20 protein-coding genes, 1 tRNA gene and 2 pseudogenes are annotated in these 20,243 nt (G+C 72.2%); 3 read left to right on the top strand and 20 right to left on the bottom strand.

Annotated features, from left to right (window positions below):
- Positions 1-33 precede the first annotated feature (33 nt).
- Positions 34-1,062 (top strand): LacI family DNA-binding transcriptional regulator, encoded by a 1,029-nt coding sequence (locus tag M1O15_RS04000; RefSeq protein WP_248631769.1) that lies wholly within the window; start codon positions 34-36, stop codon positions 1,060-1,062.
- Between the two features lie 41 nt (positions 1,063-1,103).
- Here the strand turns inward: M1O15_RS04000 and leuE are convergent, their stop codons facing one another.
- Both leuE and M1O15_RS03990 read right to left on the bottom strand, forming a co-directional pair.
- Positions 1,104-1,757, bottom strand: a complete 654-nt coding sequence (gene leuE, locus M1O15_RS03995; protein ID WP_248631768.1) for a leucine efflux protein LeuE — start codon at positions 1,755-1,757, stop codon at positions 1,104-1,106.
- Between the two features lie 74 nt (positions 1,758-1,831).
- Positions 1,832-2,023: pseudogene (locus M1O15_RS03990) on the bottom strand (hypothetical protein); the annotation flags it as partial.
- Here M1O15_RS03990 and M1O15_RS31785 point away from each other — a divergent pair.
- A pseudogene (locus M1O15_RS31785) lies at positions 2,023-3,296 on the top strand (sensor histidine kinase); the annotation flags it as partial. The pseudogenes M1O15_RS03990 and M1O15_RS31785 overlap by 1 nt on opposite strands.
- Positions 3,297-3,954: 658 nt before the next feature.
- Here the strand turns inward: M1O15_RS31785 and M1O15_RS03980 are convergent.
- From M1O15_RS03980 to M1O15_RS03940, 10 genes are all read right to left on the bottom strand, one after another.
- Complete coding sequence (locus tag M1O15_RS03980; RefSeq protein WP_248631986.1) at positions 3,955-4,281, bottom strand: hypothetical protein; 327 nt, start codon at positions 4,279-4,281, stop codon at positions 3,955-3,957.
- A gap of 94 nt (positions 4,282-4,375) precedes the next feature.
- On the bottom strand, positions 4,376-4,507 hold the full coding sequence (locus M1O15_RS31325) for a hypothetical protein (RefSeq protein WP_282576264.1): 132 nt from the start codon (positions 4,505-4,507) through the stop codon (positions 4,376-4,378).
- A complete protein-coding gene (locus M1O15_RS03975; RefSeq protein ID WP_248631767.1) occupies positions 4,504-4,686 on the bottom strand; it encodes a hypothetical protein in 183 nt (60 codons plus the stop codon). The genes M1O15_RS31325 and M1O15_RS03975 overlap by 4 nt, the downstream gene beginning before the upstream one ends.
- Before the next feature lie 133 nt (positions 4,687-4,819).
- On the bottom strand, positions 4,820-5,662 hold the full coding sequence (locus M1O15_RS03970) for a helix-turn-helix domain-containing protein (RefSeq protein WP_248631766.1): 843 nt from the start codon (positions 5,660-5,662) through the stop codon (positions 4,820-4,822).
- A 9-nt stretch (positions 5,663-5,671) separates the two neighbouring features.
- Entirely contained in the window at positions 5,672-6,193 is a 522-nt protein-coding gene (locus M1O15_RS03965; RefSeq protein WP_248631765.1) for a DUF6879 family protein, read from the bottom strand.
- Positions 6,190-6,399, bottom strand: coding sequence for a hypothetical protein (locus M1O15_RS03960; RefSeq protein ID WP_248631764.1), 210 nt, complete (start codon positions 6,397-6,399; stop codon positions 6,190-6,192). Before M1O15_RS03960 ends, M1O15_RS03965 begins: the two co-directional genes overlap by 4 nt.
- Before the next feature lie 199 nt (positions 6,400-6,598).
- Positions 6,599-6,671 (bottom strand) — tRNA-His (locus M1O15_RS03955).
- A gap of 200 nt (positions 6,672-6,871) precedes the next feature.
- The gene (gene orn, locus M1O15_RS03950) at positions 6,872-7,474 is read right to left on the bottom strand and encodes an oligoribonuclease (protein WP_248631763.1); all 603 of its coding nucleotides are present in this window, start codon (positions 7,472-7,474) and stop codon (positions 6,872-6,874) included.
- Positions 7,475-7,578: 104 nt separating this feature from the next.
- Entirely contained in the window at positions 7,579-8,778 is a 1,200-nt protein-coding gene (locus M1O15_RS03945) for a helix-turn-helix domain-containing protein (protein WP_248631762.1), read from the bottom strand.
- 433 nt (positions 8,779-9,211) lie between these two features.
- Positions 9,212-9,466, bottom strand: a complete 255-nt coding sequence (locus M1O15_RS03940; RefSeq protein WP_248631761.1) for a hypothetical protein — start codon at positions 9,464-9,466, stop codon at positions 9,212-9,214.
- Positions 9,467-10,043: 577 nt separating this feature from the next.
- Here M1O15_RS03940 and M1O15_RS03935 point away from each other — a divergent pair.
- Positions 10,044-10,565 carry a universal stress protein gene (locus M1O15_RS03935; RefSeq protein WP_248631760.1) on the top strand — a complete coding sequence of 174 codons (522 nt, stop codon included), beginning with the start codon at positions 10,044-10,046 and terminating at the stop codon, positions 10,563-10,565.
- Positions 10,566-10,653: 88 nt separating this feature from the next.
- Here M1O15_RS03935 and glmS read toward each other — a convergent pair whose 3' ends face one another.
- The 8 genes from glmS to M1O15_RS03895 all read right to left on the bottom strand — a co-directional run bounded on the left by glmS (position 10,654) and on the right by M1O15_RS03895 (position 20,223).
- On the bottom strand, positions 10,654-12,471 hold the full coding sequence (glmS, locus tag M1O15_RS03930; RefSeq protein ID WP_248631759.1) for a glutamine--fructose-6-phosphate transaminase (isomerizing): 1,818 nt from the start codon (positions 12,469-12,471) through the stop codon (positions 10,654-10,656).
- A 76-nt stretch (positions 12,472-12,547) separates the two neighbouring features.
- Entirely contained in the window at positions 12,548-12,823 is a 276-nt protein-coding gene (locus M1O15_RS03925; protein WP_248631758.1) for a hypothetical protein, read from the bottom strand.
- A gap of 110 nt (positions 12,824-12,933) precedes the next feature.
- The gene (locus M1O15_RS03920) at positions 12,934-14,760 is read right to left on the bottom strand and encodes an IucA/IucC family protein (RefSeq protein WP_248631757.1); all 1,827 of its coding nucleotides are present in this window, start codon (positions 14,758-14,760) and stop codon (positions 12,934-12,936) included.
- Positions 14,757-15,338 (bottom strand): GNAT family N-acetyltransferase, encoded by a 582-nt coding sequence (locus M1O15_RS03915; RefSeq protein ID WP_248631756.1) that lies wholly within the window; start codon positions 15,336-15,338, stop codon positions 14,757-14,759. Before M1O15_RS03915 ends, M1O15_RS03920 begins: the two co-directional genes overlap by 4 nt.
- Positions 15,335-16,609, bottom strand: a complete 1,275-nt coding sequence (locus tag M1O15_RS03910) for a lysine N(6)-hydroxylase/L-ornithine N(5)-oxygenase family protein (protein ID WP_248631755.1) — start codon at positions 16,607-16,609, stop codon at positions 15,335-15,337. Before M1O15_RS03910 ends, M1O15_RS03915 begins: the two co-directional genes overlap by 4 nt.
- Positions 16,599-18,041 (bottom strand): pyridoxal phosphate-dependent decarboxylase family protein, encoded by a 1,443-nt coding sequence (locus M1O15_RS03905; RefSeq protein WP_248631754.1) that lies wholly within the window; start codon positions 18,039-18,041, stop codon positions 16,599-16,601. Before M1O15_RS03905 ends, M1O15_RS03910 begins: the two co-directional genes overlap by 11 nt.
- 278 nt (positions 18,042-18,319) lie before the next feature.
- Positions 18,320-19,177: a siderophore-interacting protein gene (locus tag M1O15_RS03900; RefSeq protein WP_248631753.1), complete on the bottom strand. Its 858-nt coding sequence runs from the start codon at positions 19,175-19,177 to the stop codon at positions 18,320-18,322.
- A 5-nt stretch (positions 19,178-19,182) separates the two neighbouring features.
- Positions 19,183-20,223, bottom strand: coding sequence for an ABC transporter substrate-binding protein (locus tag M1O15_RS03895; RefSeq protein WP_248631752.1), 1,041 nt, complete (start codon positions 20,221-20,223; stop codon positions 19,183-19,185).
- Positions 20,224-20,243: the final 20 nt, after the last annotated feature.

Raw genomic sequence — 20,243 nt, 5'->3', positions numbered from 1 at the left:
GGGTGGAGCGGGCGCGATCCTCAAGGGGCAGTCATGGCGGCGAGCGGGCGGCGGACCGGCAGACCCACGCTGGAGGAGGTCGCGGCCCGGGCGGGGGTGGGGCGCGGCACCGTCTCGCGGGTGGTCAACGGCTCGCCCCGGGTCAGCGACCGGGCCAGGGAGGCGGTCGGGCGGGCCATCGCCGAGCTCGGCTATGTCCCCGACCGGGCCGCCCGCGCCCTGGCGGGGGCCAGGACCGGCGCCGTCGCGCTGGTGGTCCCCGAGACCGAGTCCCGGCTGTTCGCGGAGCCGTACTTCCTCGACATCATCCGCGGGGTCAGCGCCGAACTGGGCGACGCCGACATGCAGTTGCTGCTCACCCTGATCCGTTCCGGCAGGGAGCGGCAGCGGTTCGAGCAGTATCTGGCGGCCCAGCGGGTGGACGGAGTGCTGCTGGTCTCCGTCCACCGCGACGACCCGCTGCCGGAGCTGGTGGCACGGCTGGGGCTGCCCGCCGTGCTGAACGGCCGCCGCTCGGCGGAGGAGCGGGTGCCGTACGTCGACTGCGACAACACCGGCGCCGGACGGTCGGCCGTCGCCCATCTCGCCGGGCGGGGCCGCCGCCGGATCGCCGCGATCACCGGCCCGCTCGACATGTACGCGGCCAGGTGCCGGCTGGACGGCTACCGCGACGGGCTCGCCGCCGCGGGGCTGCCCGCCGACGAACGGCTGGTCGCCGAGGCGGACTTCACCGAGGAGGGCGGCCGCCGGGCCATGCGGGAGCTGCTGGGGCGCCGCCCCGGCCTGGACGGGGTGTTCGCGGCCTCCGACCTGTTGGCGGCCGGGGCGCGGGCGGTGCTACGGGAGGCCGGGCGCCGGGTGCCGGAGGACGTGGCCCTGGTCGGGGTGGACGACTCGGCGGTGGCCCGGCTGATGGACCCGGCGCTGACGAGCGTGCGCCAGCCCATCGAGGAGATGGGCCGCCGGATGGCCCGTATCCTCCTCCGGCAGATCGCCGGCGGGGGTGCCGATTCCCGTCATGTCGTGCTGCCGACGGAGCTGGTGGTACGCGACTCCGGCTGAGCGGACGGCCACCGGCTCCGCAGGCCCCGGAAACCGGGCCCTCAGGCCAGGGAGAGCTTGGCGGCGAAGCCCAGGAACAGCACGCCCGCGCCGGTGGTGGCGCCCGCCGCGAGGCGCTTGCGGCGGCGGAAGGCGGCGGCCAGATGCGTACCGGTGAAGATCAGCAGCGTCAGATACAGCACGCTCGCCACCTGGGCGAGGATGCCCAGCAGGGTGAAGGAGAGCGCGGGGTACGCGTACGCCGGGTCGACGAACTGCACGAAGAAGGCGATGAAGAAGAGGATCGCCTTGGGGTTCAGCAGGCTGATCACCAGGGCGCGGCGGAAGGGGCGCTCCACCGGGCCGGATCCCTCCCCGGCGGCCACCAGCTCCTCGGCCGACTGCTCGCGGCGGGAGCGCCACATCGACCAGGCGGCCCGCAGCATCCCGATCGCCAGCCAGCTCAGATAGCCCGCCCCGGCGTACTTGACGACGGCGAACAGCACCTCGTTCGCCTGGAGCAGGGAGGCCACGCCCGCCGCCGACAGCACCATCAGCACGGTGTCCCCGCACCACACCCCGGCGGCGGCGCGGTAGCCGGTGCGCACGCCCCGGCGGGCGGCCACCGAGATCACATAGAGCGAGTTCGGGCCCGGGAGGAGGACGATGAGGACGAGTCCGGCGAGATAGGTCGGCAGATCGGTGACACCCAGCATGCGGGCATTCTGGCACGGGTGTTCGGGGTGGTTCGACCCTGTTTCGAAGGGTGGACGGGGGCGGGGCGGCGGGCTCAGGGGACGCTCGGGCCGGCCAGGCAGGTGCCGTCGGCATCATACGGCCAGGCGTTGGCCGCACAGCCCTTCAGCCCGTCGATCTGCTGCATCATCGCGGGAGCGGGAGCGGGAGCGGGAGCGGGAGCGGGAGCGGGACGGCCCGGGCCGGGGCAGGTCTCATGGCCGCGGCCGATGCGGTGCCCGACCTCAGTTCCGCGACAGCGTCAACGACCTGGTCGCGGACATCTCACCGGCCCCCGCCCAGGAGGAGCTGGACGCCCTGGTCACCCGGCTGGCCCGGTCGCACGCCTCCCAGCGCTGGCACGTCCTCGCCACCTACCGCGACCGCACCGCCTCCCACGGCCCCCAGGACGCCTTCCGCGCACCACCGGCCGAGGTGGCCAGGGCGGTGGCCCGCAAACCGGCCGCCGTCTTCCAGCGGGTGCGCCAGGACGGCCAGGCGGCCCTGGTCGTCGGGCTGCCCCGTCAGCTACACCGCCGAGTCACCCGGCCGGGTGCCCTCCGGGCTGGCCTTCTTCCTGGTCGTCCCGCAGAGCAGCGAACAGCTCTACGTGGAGGCCCTGGTCACCGCCATCGAGCGGGCCACCCTGCCCGCGCTCGGGCTGGCCGTGCTGCTGGCGCTGCTGGTCGCCCGCGGGGTGCTGCGGCCGGTGCGCGCCCTGCACACGGCGACCCGGCGGATGGCCGAGGGCCGACTCGACACCCGCCTCGCCGTCCAGGGCTCCGACGAACTGGCCGGGCTCTCCCAGGCGTTCAACGAGACGGCCGCCGCCCTCGAACGCTCCGTCGCCGAACTGCGCGGCATGGAGGCCCGGGCCCACCGGTTCGCGGCGGACGTCTCGCACGAGATGCGCACCCCGCTGGCCGCCATGTCCGCGGTGACCGACGTACTCGACGCCGACGCGGCCGAGCTGGAGCGCCAGACCGGGGACGCGCTGCGCCTCGTCAGCTCCGAGACCGCCCGGCTGGCCCGGCTGGTGGACGACCTGATGGAGATCTCCCGCTTCGACGCCGGGGCCGCCGAGCTGGTCACCGACGAGATCGACCTCGCCGAGAGCCTGCACCGCACCCTCGCCGCCCGGGGCTGGACCGACCGGGTCACCACCGAGCTGCCCCCGCCCGGCACCATCCGCGCCTGGGTGGACCCGCGCCGCCTGGACGTGGTCATCGCCAACCTGGTCGGCAACGCCCTACGCCACGGCGCCCCGCCGGCACCCCCCGCCTGCACCCCGTCCGATCCCCCCACGCCGTCATCGAGGTCGCCGACTCCGGCCCCGGCATCCCCGAGCAGGACCTCCCCCTCGTCTTCGAGCGCTTCTACAAGGCCGACACCGTGCGCACCCGCAGCGAGAGCAGCGGCCTCGGCCTCGCCATCGCCCTGGAGAACGCCGCCCTGCACGGCGGCCGCACCACGCGGCCAACCGCCCCGGCGGCTGCGTCTTCACCCTCCACCTCCCCCTGGCCGGCTGCGGAGTCCCCACCTCCGGCGTCATCGAGGTCGGCGAGCCCGCCACCGGAGCCTCCTCCAACACCACCGTCTACTTCCTCGCCGACGGCGAGCTGCGCCCCTTCCCGCGCGGGGTGCCCTGGGGAGTGGACGCGGTACCGGCCGCCGTACGGCTGCTGTTCGACGGACCGGCCCCGTACGAGTCCGAGGCCGTGACCCGCCTCCCCCGGCTGACCGCCGCCCCGCGCACCACCCTCGGCGGCGACGGCTACACCGTCCACCTCCCCGCCGGCGCCCCCGCCTCACCCCCGAGGCCGCCCGCCAACTGGTCTGCACCGTCACCCACACCCGCACCGCCGCCCTCACCGGCCCCCTTGACCCCAGCCCCACCGCCCCCACCGCCGAGCCCGCCCCCACCGTCCCCCCGACTCCCGCCCCCGACACCCGACCGCAGCTCCGCGTCCGGGCCGGCGACTGGGCGGCGGCGCTCACGGACGAGGGATGCCCGGACGGTTGAGGGGCCCTGGTCTCGCGGATCGACGACGGGTGGCCGTGGTCGATGGCAAGAGCGGCTCGCTGAGCTCTCGGGCGGCGAGTCGCGGCCGACCCCACGAGTGCCTTGGGCCCGGCGGCGACGGGGGCGCGGCCGGGCCCAAGGCGGTCAGGGCGTCCCTACACCGGCGGAGTGCCGGGCGGGGACTGCGGCCGGGGCTTCGGCGGTGGATGGGGGCCGGGGTCCGGCGGCAGCTGCGGCGGGCCGGGCTTGCCGTGCTTCCCGTCGTCCATCAGCGGCCCCCACCGGACCGGCCCCAGCGGCGGGACCTTGCGGGCCGGGAGCCCGTAGATTCCCAGCGGCGGGAAGAGGTCCACCCGCGCCGGGCACCCGCCCGCCGCGCACTCGCCGCACAGGTCGCTGCTGTCCCGCCTGGCCGTAGCCGGCTCCCTCCAGCAGCTCTGGCAGACCGGTAGCTGCCTGGTGACCGGAACATCGGTCATCATCAGGGTCACGTACTGCTCACCTCGCTCTCGTGATGGGTGGTGCGGAATCCCGCCCGGGCCGCGGTCCTGCCGAGGAGTCGGACCGGGCGGGAACTCAGGCCTTCCTCCGCGCCGCGAGCACGGCGCTCACGGCGCCGTCGTCGGCCGTGGCCGCGGCCACGATCGCGGTGCGGTCCGATGTCCGGCAGGTGGCGCGGCGCCGGTCGGACCCGAGCGGGTCGCTCACCGGGACGCCACCGGGTTGCCGGCCGGGGCCGGGTCGATGACCGCGTACAGGACCGGTTCGCCGCGCTCATCGGCGCAGACGCGGTGCGCGTACACCGCGTAGTCCGGGCCGGACACGGCTGCCGAGATTCGGATGCAGACGTCGGCGCCGGGGTCGGGGCAGTGTGCGCAGGAGTACATGGCCACTCCCTCTCGTGGACCGCTGGTGGTGTGAGCGGTGGTCAGGGGCCACGACCGTACGGCCGTCTGTTTCTCGGATTCAGCCGTGTTTCTGACTGTTTCTCACGGACTCATGCTCGTTTCGCCGTGTTGCTCAGGAGGGCAGGGCAGCGGTCCGGGCGCGAGCGATGAGCCGGTGAGCGTCCCGGCCGTGAACAGCGTCGGCGGCCAGCGCGTCCCACACGGTGGCGTACAGCGTGATGTCCTCGGTGGAGTCGAGCCACATCTCGGCGTGCCAGGTCTCGGCGATGACGAGGCGGTCGTCGTGGATGGTGAAATCATCACCGGCCGCGATCCGTACGCTGGCGGCGAGCGGGATCACCCCGAGCTCCACGGAGGACAGGCCGTTCAGGGACATGAGCCGGTCCAGTTGGTCGGCGAGCACCGACGCCGAGCAGATCCGGGTATGCAGGGCGGACTCCCACATCAGCACCCGGTAGCGGCGGCCCGGCTGGTACAGCCCGTCCTGGCGGCGCATCCGGGACAGGACACCGGCCTCTATGTCGCGGGTCACCCCGTGCAAGTCGGCGTAGCGGGACAGCACCGCGCGCGCGTACTCCGGGGTCTGGAACACGCCGGGCACCACGCTGCCGGCGAAGGCGCGGAACACGCTGGTCCTCTCGTGCTGGGCGCCGAGGGCGTCCTGCACTGCGCGGTGTCCGCCGGCGAGCTGTCGACGCCAGGAACGGTAAGTGGATGTCAGGCCGGCCAGCCGCCCGCGCAGCTCCCCGGCGGCGGCCGGGTTGCCGACTCCGGCGGCCCAGGCGTCCAGGTCTGCGGTGGTCGCGGTCTGCTTGCCGTTCTCCAGCTTGGATACCTTCGATGGCGCCCACCCGCACTGCTCGGCCAGGGCCCGGACGGTCAGGCCGGCCTCGGCGCGAAGCTCGCGCAGCCGCACGCCGAGGGCGACCCGGGCCTGCTGGTAGTCGGTGGTCACACCGGGACGCTACCCGGTGAACTCCGCATAGGGGACGGCATGCTGCCAGGCCAGGTCGCGCGCCCGGCAGGCCGCAGCGATGGCGGCTGGGTCCGTGTCCATCTCCAGACGGCGTTCGGCGTTCGTCCAGTTGAAGCGGGCCAAGATACTGGAGTCGAACAGCCAGAAGTCGAAGTCGGGCAGCTCCAGGCCTTGGGCTCGCGTGCGGGTCAGGAACCGGATGTCCTCGCCCGCGGCGAGGTTGTCCGGTGTGGTGGCGAGCAGGTACCGCTGTCCGTCACTCGGCGGCTCGTCCACCAGGCGCACCCGCTCGATCCGCACACCCTGCGCCGTCCGCTCCCGCGCGTTGACGAACCACGGTCCGTCGACGTCCCTGGGCGGATCGATCCCACGGAGAAACTGCTGGTACTCCTCGGTCGCCTCGTCAGCTGTGTACGAACGGCGGGTTTCCAGCCGCCAGGCGCTGTGCCGGAAGCCGCTTTCGAAGAACTCGAGCATGCCACTCGCCGGGACGGCGTCGACCACGGTCACGTGCGGGGAGCGAAGTTGATGAGGAGGTCCCGGTCCACGACGACTAGGGACTCGCCCTTGAGGGGGTTGACCATCTGGGCCAGGACATCAGGGTCGGTGACGGTGTGGCCCTGCACCAGGATCTCCCCGGTGTCCACGTCCTCGTAGAGCGTGGGGCACTCGCCGGTCTTGGAGTTCGTGCCGAGCATGCGAATGGTGCGGGACATGGGTCTCCCTCCCGAAGGCCGGCGAGGCGCCGGCGCGGCAGCACGCTAGCTTGACGATCAAGAAACACGGAAGGTGCCGGCAGCGATGCCGGCTGTCCGCAGGCCCGAACCCGGGGCCGCGTTCGCCCTCGGTTTGCCCACCACGCGACAAAGATCAGGCCCTGACCGCGTTTCCGCAGGTCAGGGCCTGATCATCTAGGGTGAGTAACGGGACTCGAACCCGCGACATCCTGGACCACAACCAGGTGCTCTACCAGCTGAGCTATACCCACCACGACCGGTCTTTCCGACCGGCCGAGAAAAAGTGTACAGGGTCCGGGAGGGTGCTCGCGCACACGTTTCAGCGGGCCGGGAGGGAGCCGGAGACGGGGGTCGGGGAGGGGGCGGGAAGGGGCGGGGGAACGGGCGCGGCCCCGGTCGGGACGCCTGGGGCGGGGGCCGGGGCCGTGCGGGGTAGGGGGTGGGGAGGGGGTCAGGCGTCGCGGAGGGTGTGGCGGGCGGCGATCTGCTTGGCGGTGTCGGAGTCCGGGCCGGGCTGCGGCACGAAGACGGCCTCGCGGTAGTAGCGCAGCTCCGCGATGGACTCGCGGATGTCGGCGAGCGCCCGGTGGTTGCCGGCCTTCTCCGGACTGTTGAAGTACGCCCTCGGGTACCAGCGGCGGGCCAGCTCCTTGACCGAGGAGACATCGACGATCCGGTAGTGGAGGTGGGCCTCCAGGGTCGGCATGTCCCGCAGCAGGAAGCCGCGGTCGGTGGAGACCGAGTTGCCGCACAGCGGCGCCTTGCCGGGCTCCTTCACATGCTGGCGCACATAGGAGAGGACCTGCTCCTCGGCGTCGGCCAGCGTGGTGCCGGCGGCCAGCTCGTCGAGGAGGCCGGAGGAGGTGTGCATCTGGCGCACCACGTCCGGCATGGTCTCCAGGGCCGCGTCCGGCGGGCGGATCACGATGTCCACGCCCTCGCCGAGCACGTTCAGTTCCGAGTCGGTGACCAGCGCGGCCACCTCGATGAGTGCGTCGTCCGTCAGCGAGAGCCCGGTCATCTCGCAGTCGATCCACACCATGCGGTCGTTCATGGGTCCCACCTTAGAGGCGTCCCCCCTTCGGGGACCGTACGGGACGCCTGTCCGAAACCGGCCGCCGCGCGGAGTGCGCGGCGGCCGGTGCGGTACGGGTGGTGCTACGAGGCGCCTCGCGGGCCCGGCAGTGCGGCACCGCGGATCGGGGCGAAGGCGTCCGGTTCGTGGCCGGACGGGGGTCCGGCCGGTGAGCCCACCCCGGCGGGGGCAGGGCGGCGTGCCCCAGGGCCGCCCTGGGTGGGCAGTACGGCCTCCATCAGCGGCCCCGGCACGGGCGCCGGGTCGCCCTGGGGGCGGCGGGCCCGGTAGGCGGCCCGGTAGGCGGCGGGCGAGGAGCCGAGCTGGCGGCGGAAGTGCCCGCGCAGCGCGACCGGCGAGCGGAAGCCGCAGCGCCCCGCCACCTCGTCCACCGAGTAGTCGGAGGTCTCCAGCAGCCGCTGCGCCTGGAGCACCCGCTGGGTGATCAGCCACTGCAGCGGCGCGCTGCCGGTCAGCGAGCGGAACCGGCGGTCGAAGGTCCGGCGGCTCATGTACGCGCGGGCGGCCAGGGTCTCCACGTCGAACTGCTCGTGGAGGTGCTCCAGCGCCCAGGCGACCACCTCGGCCAGTGGGTCGGAGCCGATCTCCTCGGGCAGGGAGCGGTCCAGATAGCGCTCCTGGCCACCGGTGCGGCGCGGCGGCACCACCAGCCGGCGGGCCAGCGCCCCGGCGGCCTCGGCACCGTGGTCGGTGCGCACGATGTGCAGGCACAGATCGATTCCGGCCGCCGTCCCCGCGGAGGTCAGCACATCCCCGTCGTCCACGAAGAGCTCCCGCGGGTCCACATGGACCGACGGGTAGCGCTTGGCGAGCGTCGGGGCGTACATCCAGTGCGTGGTGGCCGGGCGCCCGTCCAGTAAACCGGCCGCGGCCAGGACGAACGCCCCGGTGCACAGCCCCACGATCCTGGCCCCCTCCTCGTGCGCCCGGCGCAGCGCCTCCAGCGCCTCGGCGGGCGGCGGCGAGGTGATCGAGCGCCAGGCCGGCACCACGACGGTCCCGGCCCGCCCGATGGCCTCCAGGCCGTACGGGGCGCTCAGCTCCAGCCCGCCGGTGGTGCGCAGCGGTCCGTCCTCACCGGCACAGACGAGCAGCCGGTAGCGCGGCACCCCGGCGTCCTGCCGGTCGATGCCGAACACCGACAGCGGGATGGAGCTCTCGAAGATGGGGCCGCCACTGAACAGCAGCACCGCGACGACCTCGCGACGGCGCCGTCCCGACAGTTTGCGCCCCGTCTCCGACACGGCGGAGTCCTGGCTCATGACGCTAAGCCCCCCTCGGTGTTCGCGTCTCCTAGGTCCTGTCGCACCTGCACGTTTCCCCTCGGTTTGGCACGGGTCCCCAGTCGGCGTTGGTCATGATCGAATCTACTGGTTCCCGCAGCGCCGGTGGGGCAAGTTCCACATCCGGCGCTATATCGACAAGGCAACTTGGCGCGAAGCATTCGATCACGAAGGGTTCCATCCGCGGGCCGCGCAGGGAAGTGCGCTGTCCGGGCATGGCCCAACCGCGTAGGGTGCGAACAACCCCCGCGACCCTGTCTTGCCTGGTGAGAAGGGCCCTGACGGGACGTTCGGACCGGGGGGCACCGTCAGCCGGAAGTTGGCTGAAAACCTACGGGTGCAGGTGTGCGAAAGCGTCAGCCGTACGGTACTCCCGGCCGGGCGGGAGGGACCGCCTCCGCTTACCGGGGCCTCAGCCCTTGTCGGCGGGGCCGGACCGCTCCGCGCGGCGCAGCAGCACCCGTCGGCAGGCGCCGGTCACCGCGACGAGGCACAGCGCCGCCGCCACCGCGCCCCCCGGGGACGTACCCGCGACCACGGCACCCACCGCCACCAGCGCGCAGCCGAACGCCGCCCAGCGGACCGTCTCGCCCGCCGCGCGCACGGGGCCCGGCTCGGCGCCGGGCGCGGACGGGGAGGCGGGCGGGCGCTGCGGGTGGACGGGCACGGGCGGCTCCCGGGGCGGAGGAGAGGGGCGGCGGGCGGTCGCCGGTACGGGGCCGCTCCCCGCACCCCGTGGCCAACGACCGGCCCCGCGGCCGGTCACCCCGCGTACCGCCGCCCGTGACGCGCCCCCGGGGTCGGCCGTCCCCGCGTACCGCCGCCCGTGACGCATCCGGGGCCGGGCCGCCGGCGCGTACCGCCGCCCGTGACGCACCCGGGGGCCGGGCCACCCGCGTACCGCCGGCCACCCCTCCCGTACGGGAACGCTGTACGACACAACCGGCATTGCCATACGGGTCGGGCTCGTGCATGCTCCCTGGAACGCCGTGTGACCGCCGCGGCAGGGCGGCGGGCGCGGGGCGGCCACTGGGCAGTGGCGGAGTGCCGCCGTACTCTAGGGGGTATGGGACGGGAAGGGTGAACCCCGGACCGGGAGATCGATTCCCGGACCGGACGGGTGAATCCCGGACGGAAGGGTGATTCCCGGACTGACTCCCGGACCACGGCACGAGGCCGCCACCCGGCGGAGCGATCCCCGTTCCCTGTTCCTTCCTACAAGGACCTGATTCGTCGAGACACCGATGGCCGGTCACGAAATCCCCGAACCCGCGGACCGCAGGCAGGTCGCCGATCCCACGGTCGACCCCCTGGCGGCGAACGAGCCACGTCATTCCTGCGACCCCGCCTTCATGTACGGGGTGGTGGTCGGCTTCGACGGCTCGATGTCCAGTGAGCGCGCACTCGCCTACGCCATCGGCATGGCCCGGCGCAGCGGCTCCGGACTGATCATCGTCCATGTGGCCAACCGGCTGCCCACCACGGTGTGGGCCGGCTGCGAGCCGCCCGTCTTCGTGGACCTTCCCGACCACCGTACCGAGGTGCTCGGACTGGAGCTGGCCTGCGCGGACTACCTCAGCGAGGTGCCCTGGATCCTGGTGGAGCGCGGCGGCGACATCTGCCACGAGCTGGAGGAGGTCGGCCGGGAGTACGCGGCCGACGCCATCGTGGTGGGCTCCACCCAGGGGATCGTCGGCCGGATCTTCGGCTCGGTCGCCGGGCGGCTGGCCCGCCGCGCCCAGCGCCCGGTGGTCGTCATCCCGTAGGGCGATCAAGAGGAACGGGGGCGGCCCCCGGTGCGTACGGAGATGCGATACGCGCCGGGGGCCGCCCCTTTCGCCGTGCGGCGGGTGGTCACTCCACGGTGACGGACTTCGCCAGGTTGCGCGGCTTGTCGATGTCCCGGCCGAGGGCCAGGGCCGTGTGGTAGGCGAAGAGCTGGAGCGGGATGCCCATCAGGATGGGGTCCAGCTCGTCCTCGTTCTTCGGCACCACGATGGTGTGGTCGGCCTTCTCCTGGATTTGGTGGGCCACCGCGAGGATCTTGCCGCTGCGGGCCTTGATCTCCTCCAGGGCGGCGCGGTTCTTCTCCAGCAGGTCGTCGTCCGGGACGATGGCGACCGTCGGCATCGCGGGCTCGATCAGCGCCAGCGGGCCGTGCTTCAGCTCGGAGGCCGGGTAGGCCTCGGCGTGGATGTAGGAGACCTCCTTGAGCTTCAGCGAGGCCTCGCGGGCCACCGGGTAGCCCCGGACCCGGCCGATGAACAGCATGGACTTGGCGTCCGTGTACTGCTCGGCCAGCGCCTTGATCTCGTCCTCGGTCTTGAGGATCTCGGTGATCTGGGCGGGCAGCTTGCGCAGGCCCTCGATGATCCGCTTGCCGTCGGCGACCGAGAGGTCCCGGATCCGGCCCAGGTGCAGGGCGAGCAGGCCGAAGGCGACCACCGTGTTGGTGAAGCACTTGGTGGAGACCACGCAGACCTCGGGGCCGGCGTGCACGTAGACGCCACCGTCGGTCTCCCGGGCGATGGCGGAGCCGACCACGTTGACCACACCGAGGACCCGGGCGCCCTTGCGCTTCAGCTCCTGGACGGCGGCCAGCACGTCGTAGGTCTCACCGGACTGGGAGACGGCGACGTAGAGGGTGTCGGGGTCGACCACCGGGTCGCGGTAGCGGAACTCGGAGGCCGGCTCGGCGTCGGCGGGGATCCGGGCCAGCTCCTCGATCATCTGGGCGCCGATCTGGCCGGCGTGGTACGAGGTGCCGCAGCCCAGGATCTTGACCCGGCGGATGCCGCGGGCCTCGCGGGCGTCCAGGTTGAGGCCGCCCAGGTGCACGGTGGAGAACCGGTCGTCGATCCGGCCGCGCAGCACCCGGTCGACCGCCTCGGGCTGCTCGGAGATCTCCTTGTGCATGTACGTGTCGTGGCCGCCCATGTCGTACGACTCGGCCTCCCACTCCACGGTGGTCGGCGTCGCCGTGGTGGTCGAGCCCTCGGTGGTGTACGTGCGGAAGTCGTCGGCCTTGATGGTGGCCATCTCGCCGTCGTCCAGGGTGACCACCTGGCGGGTGTGGGCGACCAGGGCGGCGACGTCGGAGGCGACGAACATCTCCTTCTCGCCGATGCCGAGGACGACCGGGGAGCCGTTGCGGGCCACCACGATGCGGTCGTTGAAGTCGGCGTGCAGCACGGCGATGCCGTAGGTGCCCTCGACGTGCTTCAGCGCCTGGCGGACCCGCTCCTCCAGGGTGTCCGCCTCGGAGCGGGCGATCAGGTGGACCAGCACCTCGGTGTCGGTCTCGGAGAGGAAGACGGTGCCGTCCGCCTCCAGCTTGGCGCGCAGCTCGGTGGCGTTGTCGATGATGCCGTTGTGCACCACGGCGACCTTCTCGTCGCCGGACATGTGCGGGTGGGCGTTCTCGTCGCTCGGGGCGCCGTGGGTGGCCCAGCGGGTGTGCGCGATGCCGGTGGTGCCGGTGAAGCGCTTGGGGACGCGGGCCTCCAGCTCGCGGACCCGGCCCTTGGCCTTGACCATCTTCAGGCCGGCCGCCTTGGGGCTGGTGATGACCACGCCCGCCGAGTCATAGCCCCGGTACTCCAGCCGCTGCAGGCCTTCCAGCAGCAGCGGAGCCACGTCGCGCTTGCCGATGTAACCGACGATTCCGCACATATGGTGAAAACCCCTCCGAGTGGTTCGTGTGTGCCCGGGGCCGCCCCCGCCTGTTCGACGGGGCGGGGCGGCCGGGTCAGCCGTAGACGATGCGGCGCAGCTGGCGGAGCGAGAGCCCCGGCGGCGCCACGGCGCGGTGCGGCAGCTCGGCCGCGATGCGCTCGAAGATCGTGGCGTTCACCGCGCCGCCCGCCTGCAGTTCGCGGTGGCGGCGGCGGACGAACTCCTCGGTCGTCTCGTCGAAGTACGCCAGCACGTCGAGCACCACCCGGGAGGCCTCACCGCGCCGCAGCGCGGTGCTGCGCACCAGGTGGTCGACGAGGTCGTCATGCGACGGGCGGCGTTCGAGCACCCGTAGATACTGAGGGCCGTGAGTCGCTTCGCGCAACATCCCTGCCCGGATTCGGGCAGGGATGGGCGTTGGGAGGGGCTTATTGGTCTGGACCCGGGGAATGAATGCCCCTATTTCGGGCGGTGGGGGGCCAGGGGGTTCTTCAGGGTGCCGACGAACTGGAGGGCGCCGGCCGGGTCGGCCAGGTCCACCATCTGCTCGTTGTTCCGCAGTTGGAGCCGGTTGAGGCAGGACAGCCGGAACTCGGGCGCGAACAGGTCATAGCGCCCGAACTTCTCCGCCAGCTCCGGCCGGGAGGCCTGGTAGTCGCGGACCGTCTCGGCCACCGTGCGCCAGAAGTCCTCCTCCGAGAGCAGGCCCTCGTCGGCCAGGGTGGCGGAGAGGAAGCGGAAGAAGCAGTCGAAGACGTCGGTGAAGATGGAGAGGAGTCTGGTGTCCTCGGGGACTTCGACGCGGATGCGCCGGACCTCGGGGGGAAGGTCGGCGTCCGGGTCCATCACCGCGATCTCCTCGGCGATGTCCTTGAAGACCGCCCGCACCACCGCGCCGTCCTCCACGACCAGGATGACGTTCTCGCCATGGGGCATCCACACCAGGTCGTAGGCGTAGAAGGTGTGCAGGATCGGCAGCAGATAGGCGTCCAGATAGCGGCGCAGCCACGCGGTGGGGCTCAGCCCCGACTCGATGACGAGCGCGGCGGCCAGGGAGGCGCCGTCCTCGTCGGTGTGGAGGAGGGAGGCCATGGTGGCGAGGCGCTGGCCCTCGGCCAGGGTCGGCACCGGGCTCTCCCGCCAGAGCGCGGCCAGCATCTTGCGGTAGGGCGAATAGCGGTCGGTGGCGGCCTCGTACTCCAGATGCCGGTAGCCGACGGCGGCGCGCTCCCGGATGATCGAGAAGCGGGCGGCGGTGAGGACGTCGTCCCGCTCGATGAGGTCCGCCAGCCAGTCGTTGATCAGCGGGGTGGCCGCCATGTACGCGGCGGACAGACCGCGCATGAAGCCCATGTTGATGACGGACAGGGCGGTCTTGACGTAGTGCTTGGCGGGGTCGGTGGCGTTGAAGAAGGTACGGATGGACTGCTGCGCCAGATAGCGGTCCCGCCCCTCGCCGAGCGGCACCAGCCGCCGCCGGGCGACCTCGGCGGCGAAGGTGACCGCGAGCTTGTTCCACCACTGCCAGGGGTGCACCGGGATCAGCAGGTAGTCGGCGAGGTCCAGGCCCTGGGCGGCGAGGGTCGCGGCGAAGCCGTCCACGGTCGCGTCGCCCAGCTCGGCCCGGATGAAGGTCTCGTAGTCGACGCCCTCGCCGCCGGTGAAGGCGGTGCGGTCGCGGCGGGCGGCCAGCCAGAGCAGCCGCAGCGGACGGGCCGCCTCCGGGGCGTAGGCGTGGTATTCGCCGATGCCGAAGCCCAGGCGCCCGTTGTTGGCGACGAAGCAGGGGTGGCCCTCGGTCATCCCGGTCTCGATCGACTGGAAGTCCGCCTTGGCCAGCTCGGCGGCGCTGATCCGCGGCTTGGTGGACTTGTACGCCGTACCGGAGAGGGTGGAGGAGATCTCCTCCAGATAGACCGGCAGGATCTGCTCGCTCAACCCCAGAGAGCCGCGCAGCTCGGTGGTGAACTGGAGGGCGTCCACCTCCAGTTCCTCCCCGCCTCGGTGCCGGGTGATCGACTCGGCGCGCACCTGCCAGTGGTCCAGGGCGTAGCGGTCGGCGGCGAAGCGGTACTCCACCGTCCCGTCGTCGCTGGTCACCCGGTAGCGGCCGTCCCCCAGCGGCTCGGGGGTGAGCAGCCGCTCATGGCTGAACTCGGCCAGCGCCTTGCGGACCAGCAGCCGGTTGGCGCGCGCCCAGCGCTCGGGGGTGAGATGGGCGACCGCGTCCTCGGGGGCGGGCACGCCTTGATGGGTGCTGGTCAGGGTCGTCTCGGTGATCGTCATCGGGCGGCTCCCACGGCGTCCTCGAACTGCTTTCTGGTGCATACGCTCAACAGAGCGTCCTTCTCGGGTTTGGCGATCTCCCGCACGGTCTCGAAGCCGACCGCCGCGTTGAGGGCGTGGACGGCCGCGTTCCGTACGTCCGGCTCCACCACCACCCGTACGGTGTCCGGGTCGGCGAACAGCTCCCGCATCACGGCGGTGATCACCGCCCGGGTGTAGCCGTGCACCGGGGTCTCGGCGGGCGGGACCAGGAAGTGCATCCCGACGTCGCCCGGCTCGGGCTCGTACAGCCCGACCAGCTCCACGTACCTCGGGTCGTACCGCTCCATCAGGAACGCGGGCCGCCCGGCCAGCTCCCCGACGAAGGCGTCATGGTGCGGGTGCGCGGCGATGGCGGCGTACTCGCGCTCCACGTCCTCCCGCCTCAGGTCCCGCATCATCCAGTAGGCCGCCTTGGGGTGGCTGACCCAGCGGTGCAGCAGCTCGCCGTCGGCGGCCGGGTCGACCGGGCGGAAGGCGAACGCCTCGGGGGCCGGGGCGGGGGAGCGGCTGCTCTCGGGGATGTCGGGGGTGCTCATATGCCGAACTCCTGGAAGGCGATGGACTTCTCCACCGGGTAGTGCTCGCGGCCGAGCAGCTCCCGGATGATGTAGGCGTTGCGGTAGGCGCCCATGCCCAGGTCGGGGCTGGTGACGGAGTGGGTGTGCACCCCGGCGTTCTGGAGGAAGATCCCGCGTCCGGTGGTGTCGATGGAGTAGTTGCGGGCCACGTCGTAGCGCCCCTGGCCGTCCCAGCGGATGCGGTCGCGGACCGGGGCCAGGAAGCGGGGCACCGCGTACCGGTAGCCGGTGGCCAGGATCAGCCCGTCGGTCTCGATGGTGAAGTCCTTGCCCTGCTCCTCCTGGCGCAGGGCAAGGGTGTAGCTGCCGTCCTTGTAGGAGGCGCCGGTCAGCGCGGTGTTGGTGAGCAGCCGGGTGGGGACCGGGCCGGCCACGTTCTTCTGGTAGAGCAGGTCGAAGATGGCGTCGACCAGCTCGCCGTCGATCCCCTTGAACAGCCCCTTCTGCTGGGCCTCCAGCCGGTAGCGGGTCTCCTCGGGCAGAGCGTGGAAGTAGTCCACGTACTCCGGGGAGGTCATCTCCAGCGTCAGCTTGGTGTATTCGAGGGGGAAGAAGCGGGGGGAGCGGGTGACCCAGTTGAGCCGGTAGCCGTGCACATCGATCTCGGACAGCAGGTCCTGGTAGATCTCGGCGGCGCTCTGGCCGCTGCCGACCAGGGTGATGGTCTCCTTCTTCAGCAGCTCCTCGCGGCTGTGCAGATAGCGCGAGTTGTGGATCAGGTCGCCGTCCAGCCCTTCGCAGGCCTCCGGGACGTACGGCGGGGTGCCGGTGCCCAGCACCAGCCGGCGGGCCCGCAGCGTCCGGCCGTCGGCCGTCCGCACCGCGTACACCTCCTCCGCCTCCTCGAACTCCACCGATACAACGGTGGTGTTGAAGCGGAGGGAGGAGAGCCGGGCCGCCGCCCAGCGGCAGTAGTCGTTGTACTCGGTGCGCAGCGGATAGAAGTTCTCGCGGATGTAGAACGAGTAGAGCCGGCCCTTCTCCTTGAGGTACTGGAGGAAGGAGTACGGGGAGGTCGGGTCGGCCAGGGTGACCAGGTCCGACAGGAACGGGGTCTGGAGGTGGGCGCCGTCCAGGAACATCCCGGAGTGCCACTCGAAGTCCGGCTTGGACTCCAGGAAGACGCCGTCCAGCTCCTCGATGGGCTCGGTGAGGCAGGCCAGCCCGAGGTTGAACGGGCCCAGTCCGATTCCGATGAAGTCCAGCGGTTCGCGGGGCTCAGGAGGCATGGACAAGGTTCTCTCCCAGGTACTGCTCGGCGTGGTCGGCGATCAGGTCGAGAACGGCGGCGATGTCCTCGGCGGTGGTCTCGGGATTGAGGAGGGTGAACTTCAGGTACTGGCGGCCGTCCACCGAGGTGCCGGCTACCACCGCGTCCCCGGAGGCGAACAGCGCCTTGCGGGCGTGCAGATTGGCCCGGTCGATCGCGTGGGGACCGGTGGCGTCGGCCGGGATGTAGCGGAAGACCAGGGTGGAGAGGGCGGGGCTGACCACCACGTCGTAGCGCGGGTCGGCGGCGAGCAGTGCGAAGCCGGCCGAGGCCAGCTCGCAGACCTCGTCGAAGAGCTGCCCGACCCCGTCGGCGCCCATCACCCGCAGGGTCATCCACAGCTTGAGGGCGTCGAAGCGGCGGGTGGTCTGGAGCGACTTGTCGACCTGGTTGGGTATCCGCTCGGCCACCGCCCGACGGGGGTTGAGGTATTCGGCGTGGTGGGTGGCGTGCCGCAGGGTGGCGGTGTCGCGGACCAGCAGCGCGGAGGAACTGACGGGCTGGAAGAAGGACTTGTGGTAGTCCACGGTCACCGAGTCGGCCCGCTCGATGCCGTCGAGCAGGTGGCGCCGGGTGGGGGAGGCGAGCAGCCCGCAGCCGTAGGCGGCGTCCACATGCATCCAGGCGCCGTGGCGGGCGGCGAGTTCGGCGATCTCCGGCAGCGGGTCGATGGAGCCGAAGTCGGTGGTGCCGGCGGTGGCGACCACGGCCATCGGCACCAGCCCCTCGGCGGCGCAGCGCTCCAGCTCGGCGGCGAGCCAGACGGTCTGCATCCGCCGCTCGCGGTCGGTGGGCAGGGACACCACCGAACGGGCGGGCAGGCCCAGCAGTTTGGCGGACTTCTCCACGCTGAAGTGGCTGGACTCGGAGGTGAAGACGCGGAGTTGGGCCGGGTCGTCATACTTGGCCTCCTCCCGGGCGAGCAGCAGCGCCTGGAGGTTGGACTGCGAGCCGCCGGAGGTGAACACCCCGTCGGCGGCCGGTCCCAGCCCGGCCCGGTCGGCGGTCCACTCGATCAGCCGGCGCTCGATGAGGGTGCCGCCGGTGCTCTGGTCCCAGGTGTCCAGCGAGGAGTTGACGGCGGACAGCACCGCCTCGCCGACCACGGCGGGGATGACCACCGGGCAGTTGAGATGGGCGAGGTAGCGCGGGTGGTGGAAGTAGACCGCGTCGTCCAGGTAGAGCCCGCTCAGCTCGTCCAACGCGGCGGAGGAGTCGCCGAGCGGCCGGTCGAGGTCGACCGCCGAGATCCGCGGCGCGAGCGCGTCGGGGGTGGCGCCGCTGAACGGCCTGCGGGTGGTGGCGAGTCTGTGCGCCACTCGCTCGACTCCTTCCGTGACGGAACGCCGGTACTGCTCCGCCGTCACGTCATTGAGCAGGTGCGAGCGCATGGGAATGGTCCTCCCGGGGCAGGGGGCATGGGGAAGGGCGGCTTCGTAAGTGAGGTTAGCCTAACCTAATTTACGTAAGCAACTCAGCAATGACGGTGCCTGGTGCGGGAGTTGTGAAGGCCTGGTAGGGCTCGCAAAGGCGCGATGGAGGGTTGTGCCGGGGCGGTGCGTTGCGATGGCGTACGGGACATGGGAAGCGGATGCGCGTACGGGGACGGGCCCGGGTGCGCGGACGGGCGGGAGGCCCGGTGGCCGATCCCGCCCGTGTCCCGCGCGTTCTAGTAGGTGTCCGGCTCCGCCGGGGCCGAGCGCAGGGCGTCCTCGGTCAGGCCCCGCCGCCAGTAGCCGACGAAGGTGACCCGGCGCCGGTCGATGCCGCGCTCGCCCACCAGATGGCGGCGGAGCGCCTTGACGGAGCCGGACTCGCCGGCGATCCAGGCGTACGGCCGCGCCCCCGTCAACTCGGCGGCCCGCACCGCCTCGACGGCGGACGGGGCGCCCTCCTCGCGGACCAGCCAGACGACCTCGGCGTCCGCGGCGGTGGCGGGCTCCAGCCGGTCGGCCGCGCACGGCACCGCCAGCCAGACCCGGGCCCGTATCCCCGCGGGCAGCGCCCCCAGGATGGCCGAGGCGGCGGGCAGTGCCGTCTCGTCGCCCCAGATCAGCACCTCGTCGGCGTCCTCGGGGAGCCGGAACCGCACCGCGGTGTTGTCCGCGACCGCCGGGCCGAGCACCACCGCGCGGTCGCCCTCGGCCGCGGCCAGGGCCCAGCGGCAGGCGGGGCCGCCGTCCTCGTGCACGGCGAAGTCGATGTCCAGCTCGTCCGGGCCCCTGCGCTGCTCGCGCACGGTGTACGAGCGCATCACCGCGCGCTCGTCGTCAGGCAGGGCCCGCCAGCCGGCGAGGACCGGAGGGTCCTCGCCGGTGGTGAACTCCGGCAGCCCCGGCTCGTCCCGCCCCGAGGCGGGCAGGAACAGCGACACGCTCTGGTCGCACCCGCCCGAGGCGAAGGCGCCCAGGCCGTCCTCGGCGGCCCCGGTGAAGGTGACGCGGACCAGCGACGGACCGAGCCGCCGGGTCCGGGCCACCCGCAGGGAGAAGAAGGTGAACGGGGCGGTGGCCGCCGTGGTCGCCATGGGGGTCAGGCCACCTTCTTCGCGTTCTCGATCGCCGCCGCGAGGTCGTCCAGGATGGTGGCGCACTTGTCGTAGGAGAAGATCGGCTCGGTGACCCGCGGGTACACCTGGCCGGCCTTGACCGCGGGCAGCCGGGCCCAGGTCGGCTTGGACGTCAGGTCGGCGGGCTGGATGGCCGAGGTGCGGTTGTCCATGATGATCACGTCGGCCTGGTAGGTGTCGACGTTCTCCCAGCTGAGGCTCTCGAAGAAGCCCGCCTGGTCCACCTTGGGCTTGACGAACTTGACGCCCAGCTCCTCGTAGTAGGCGGTGTCGGCGGAGGTCGAGGCGAGCGAGACATAGAACAGCTCGGCGCTGGCGGAACCGACCAGCACCCTGATCTCGGGGCGGGACTTGGCCGCGGCGCGCAGCCGGGCGGAGGCCTTCTCGAACCGGGCCTTGGCGTCGGTGACCTTCTTGCTCTTCAGGTCCGCGCCCAGCGACCCGGCCAGCTCGGCGTGGCGCCGGACGGCCTTGGCCATGGTGGTCTTGGAAGCCTCCAGGGCCACCGTCGGCGCCAGCTTGGAGATCTTGTCGTGGGAGGTGTCCGGGACGTACCAGAGCTTGCCGGGCAGCCACATCGCGGAGACCAGCAGCTCGGGCTCCAGCTTCAGGTACTTCTCGATGTCGAACTCGTTGTAGGCGTTGCCGATGACGGTCAGCTTGTCGACGTCCAGGTCGCCGGCCTGCACATCGGGCTTGACCTGCTTGGTCTTGGGGTCCTTGACGGTGGTCGGGCCGAAGACGCCCTTCACCTCGACGCCGTAGTCGTGCAGCGCGGCGGCGGTGCCGACGAAGGCGACGATGTTCTTCGGGACCGTCTTCGTCTCCACGGTCTTCTCGCGGTCGTCGGTGAACTTCCACGGGCCGGAGGCCTTGCCGTTCGCGCCCTTGTCCTCCTTGCCGCCGCCGCACGCGACCAGAGCGGCGCCGAGCCCGAGGGCGCCGCCCGCGGCGAGCAGTCCGCGACGGGTGAGGTGAGAGGCGCGGTCGTTGCCGGTCGTCATGGTGGAGTCGCTTTCGTACG

Origin of the sequence: Streptomyces lichenis (assembly GCF_023218175.1) — a bacterium.
Classification (GTDB): Bacteria; Actinomycetota; Actinomycetes; order Streptomycetales; family Streptomycetaceae; genus Streptomyces; species Streptomyces lichenis.
Note: the sequence above shows the minus strand (reverse complement) of the source record. Positions and strands in the feature narration are given on the sequence as shown.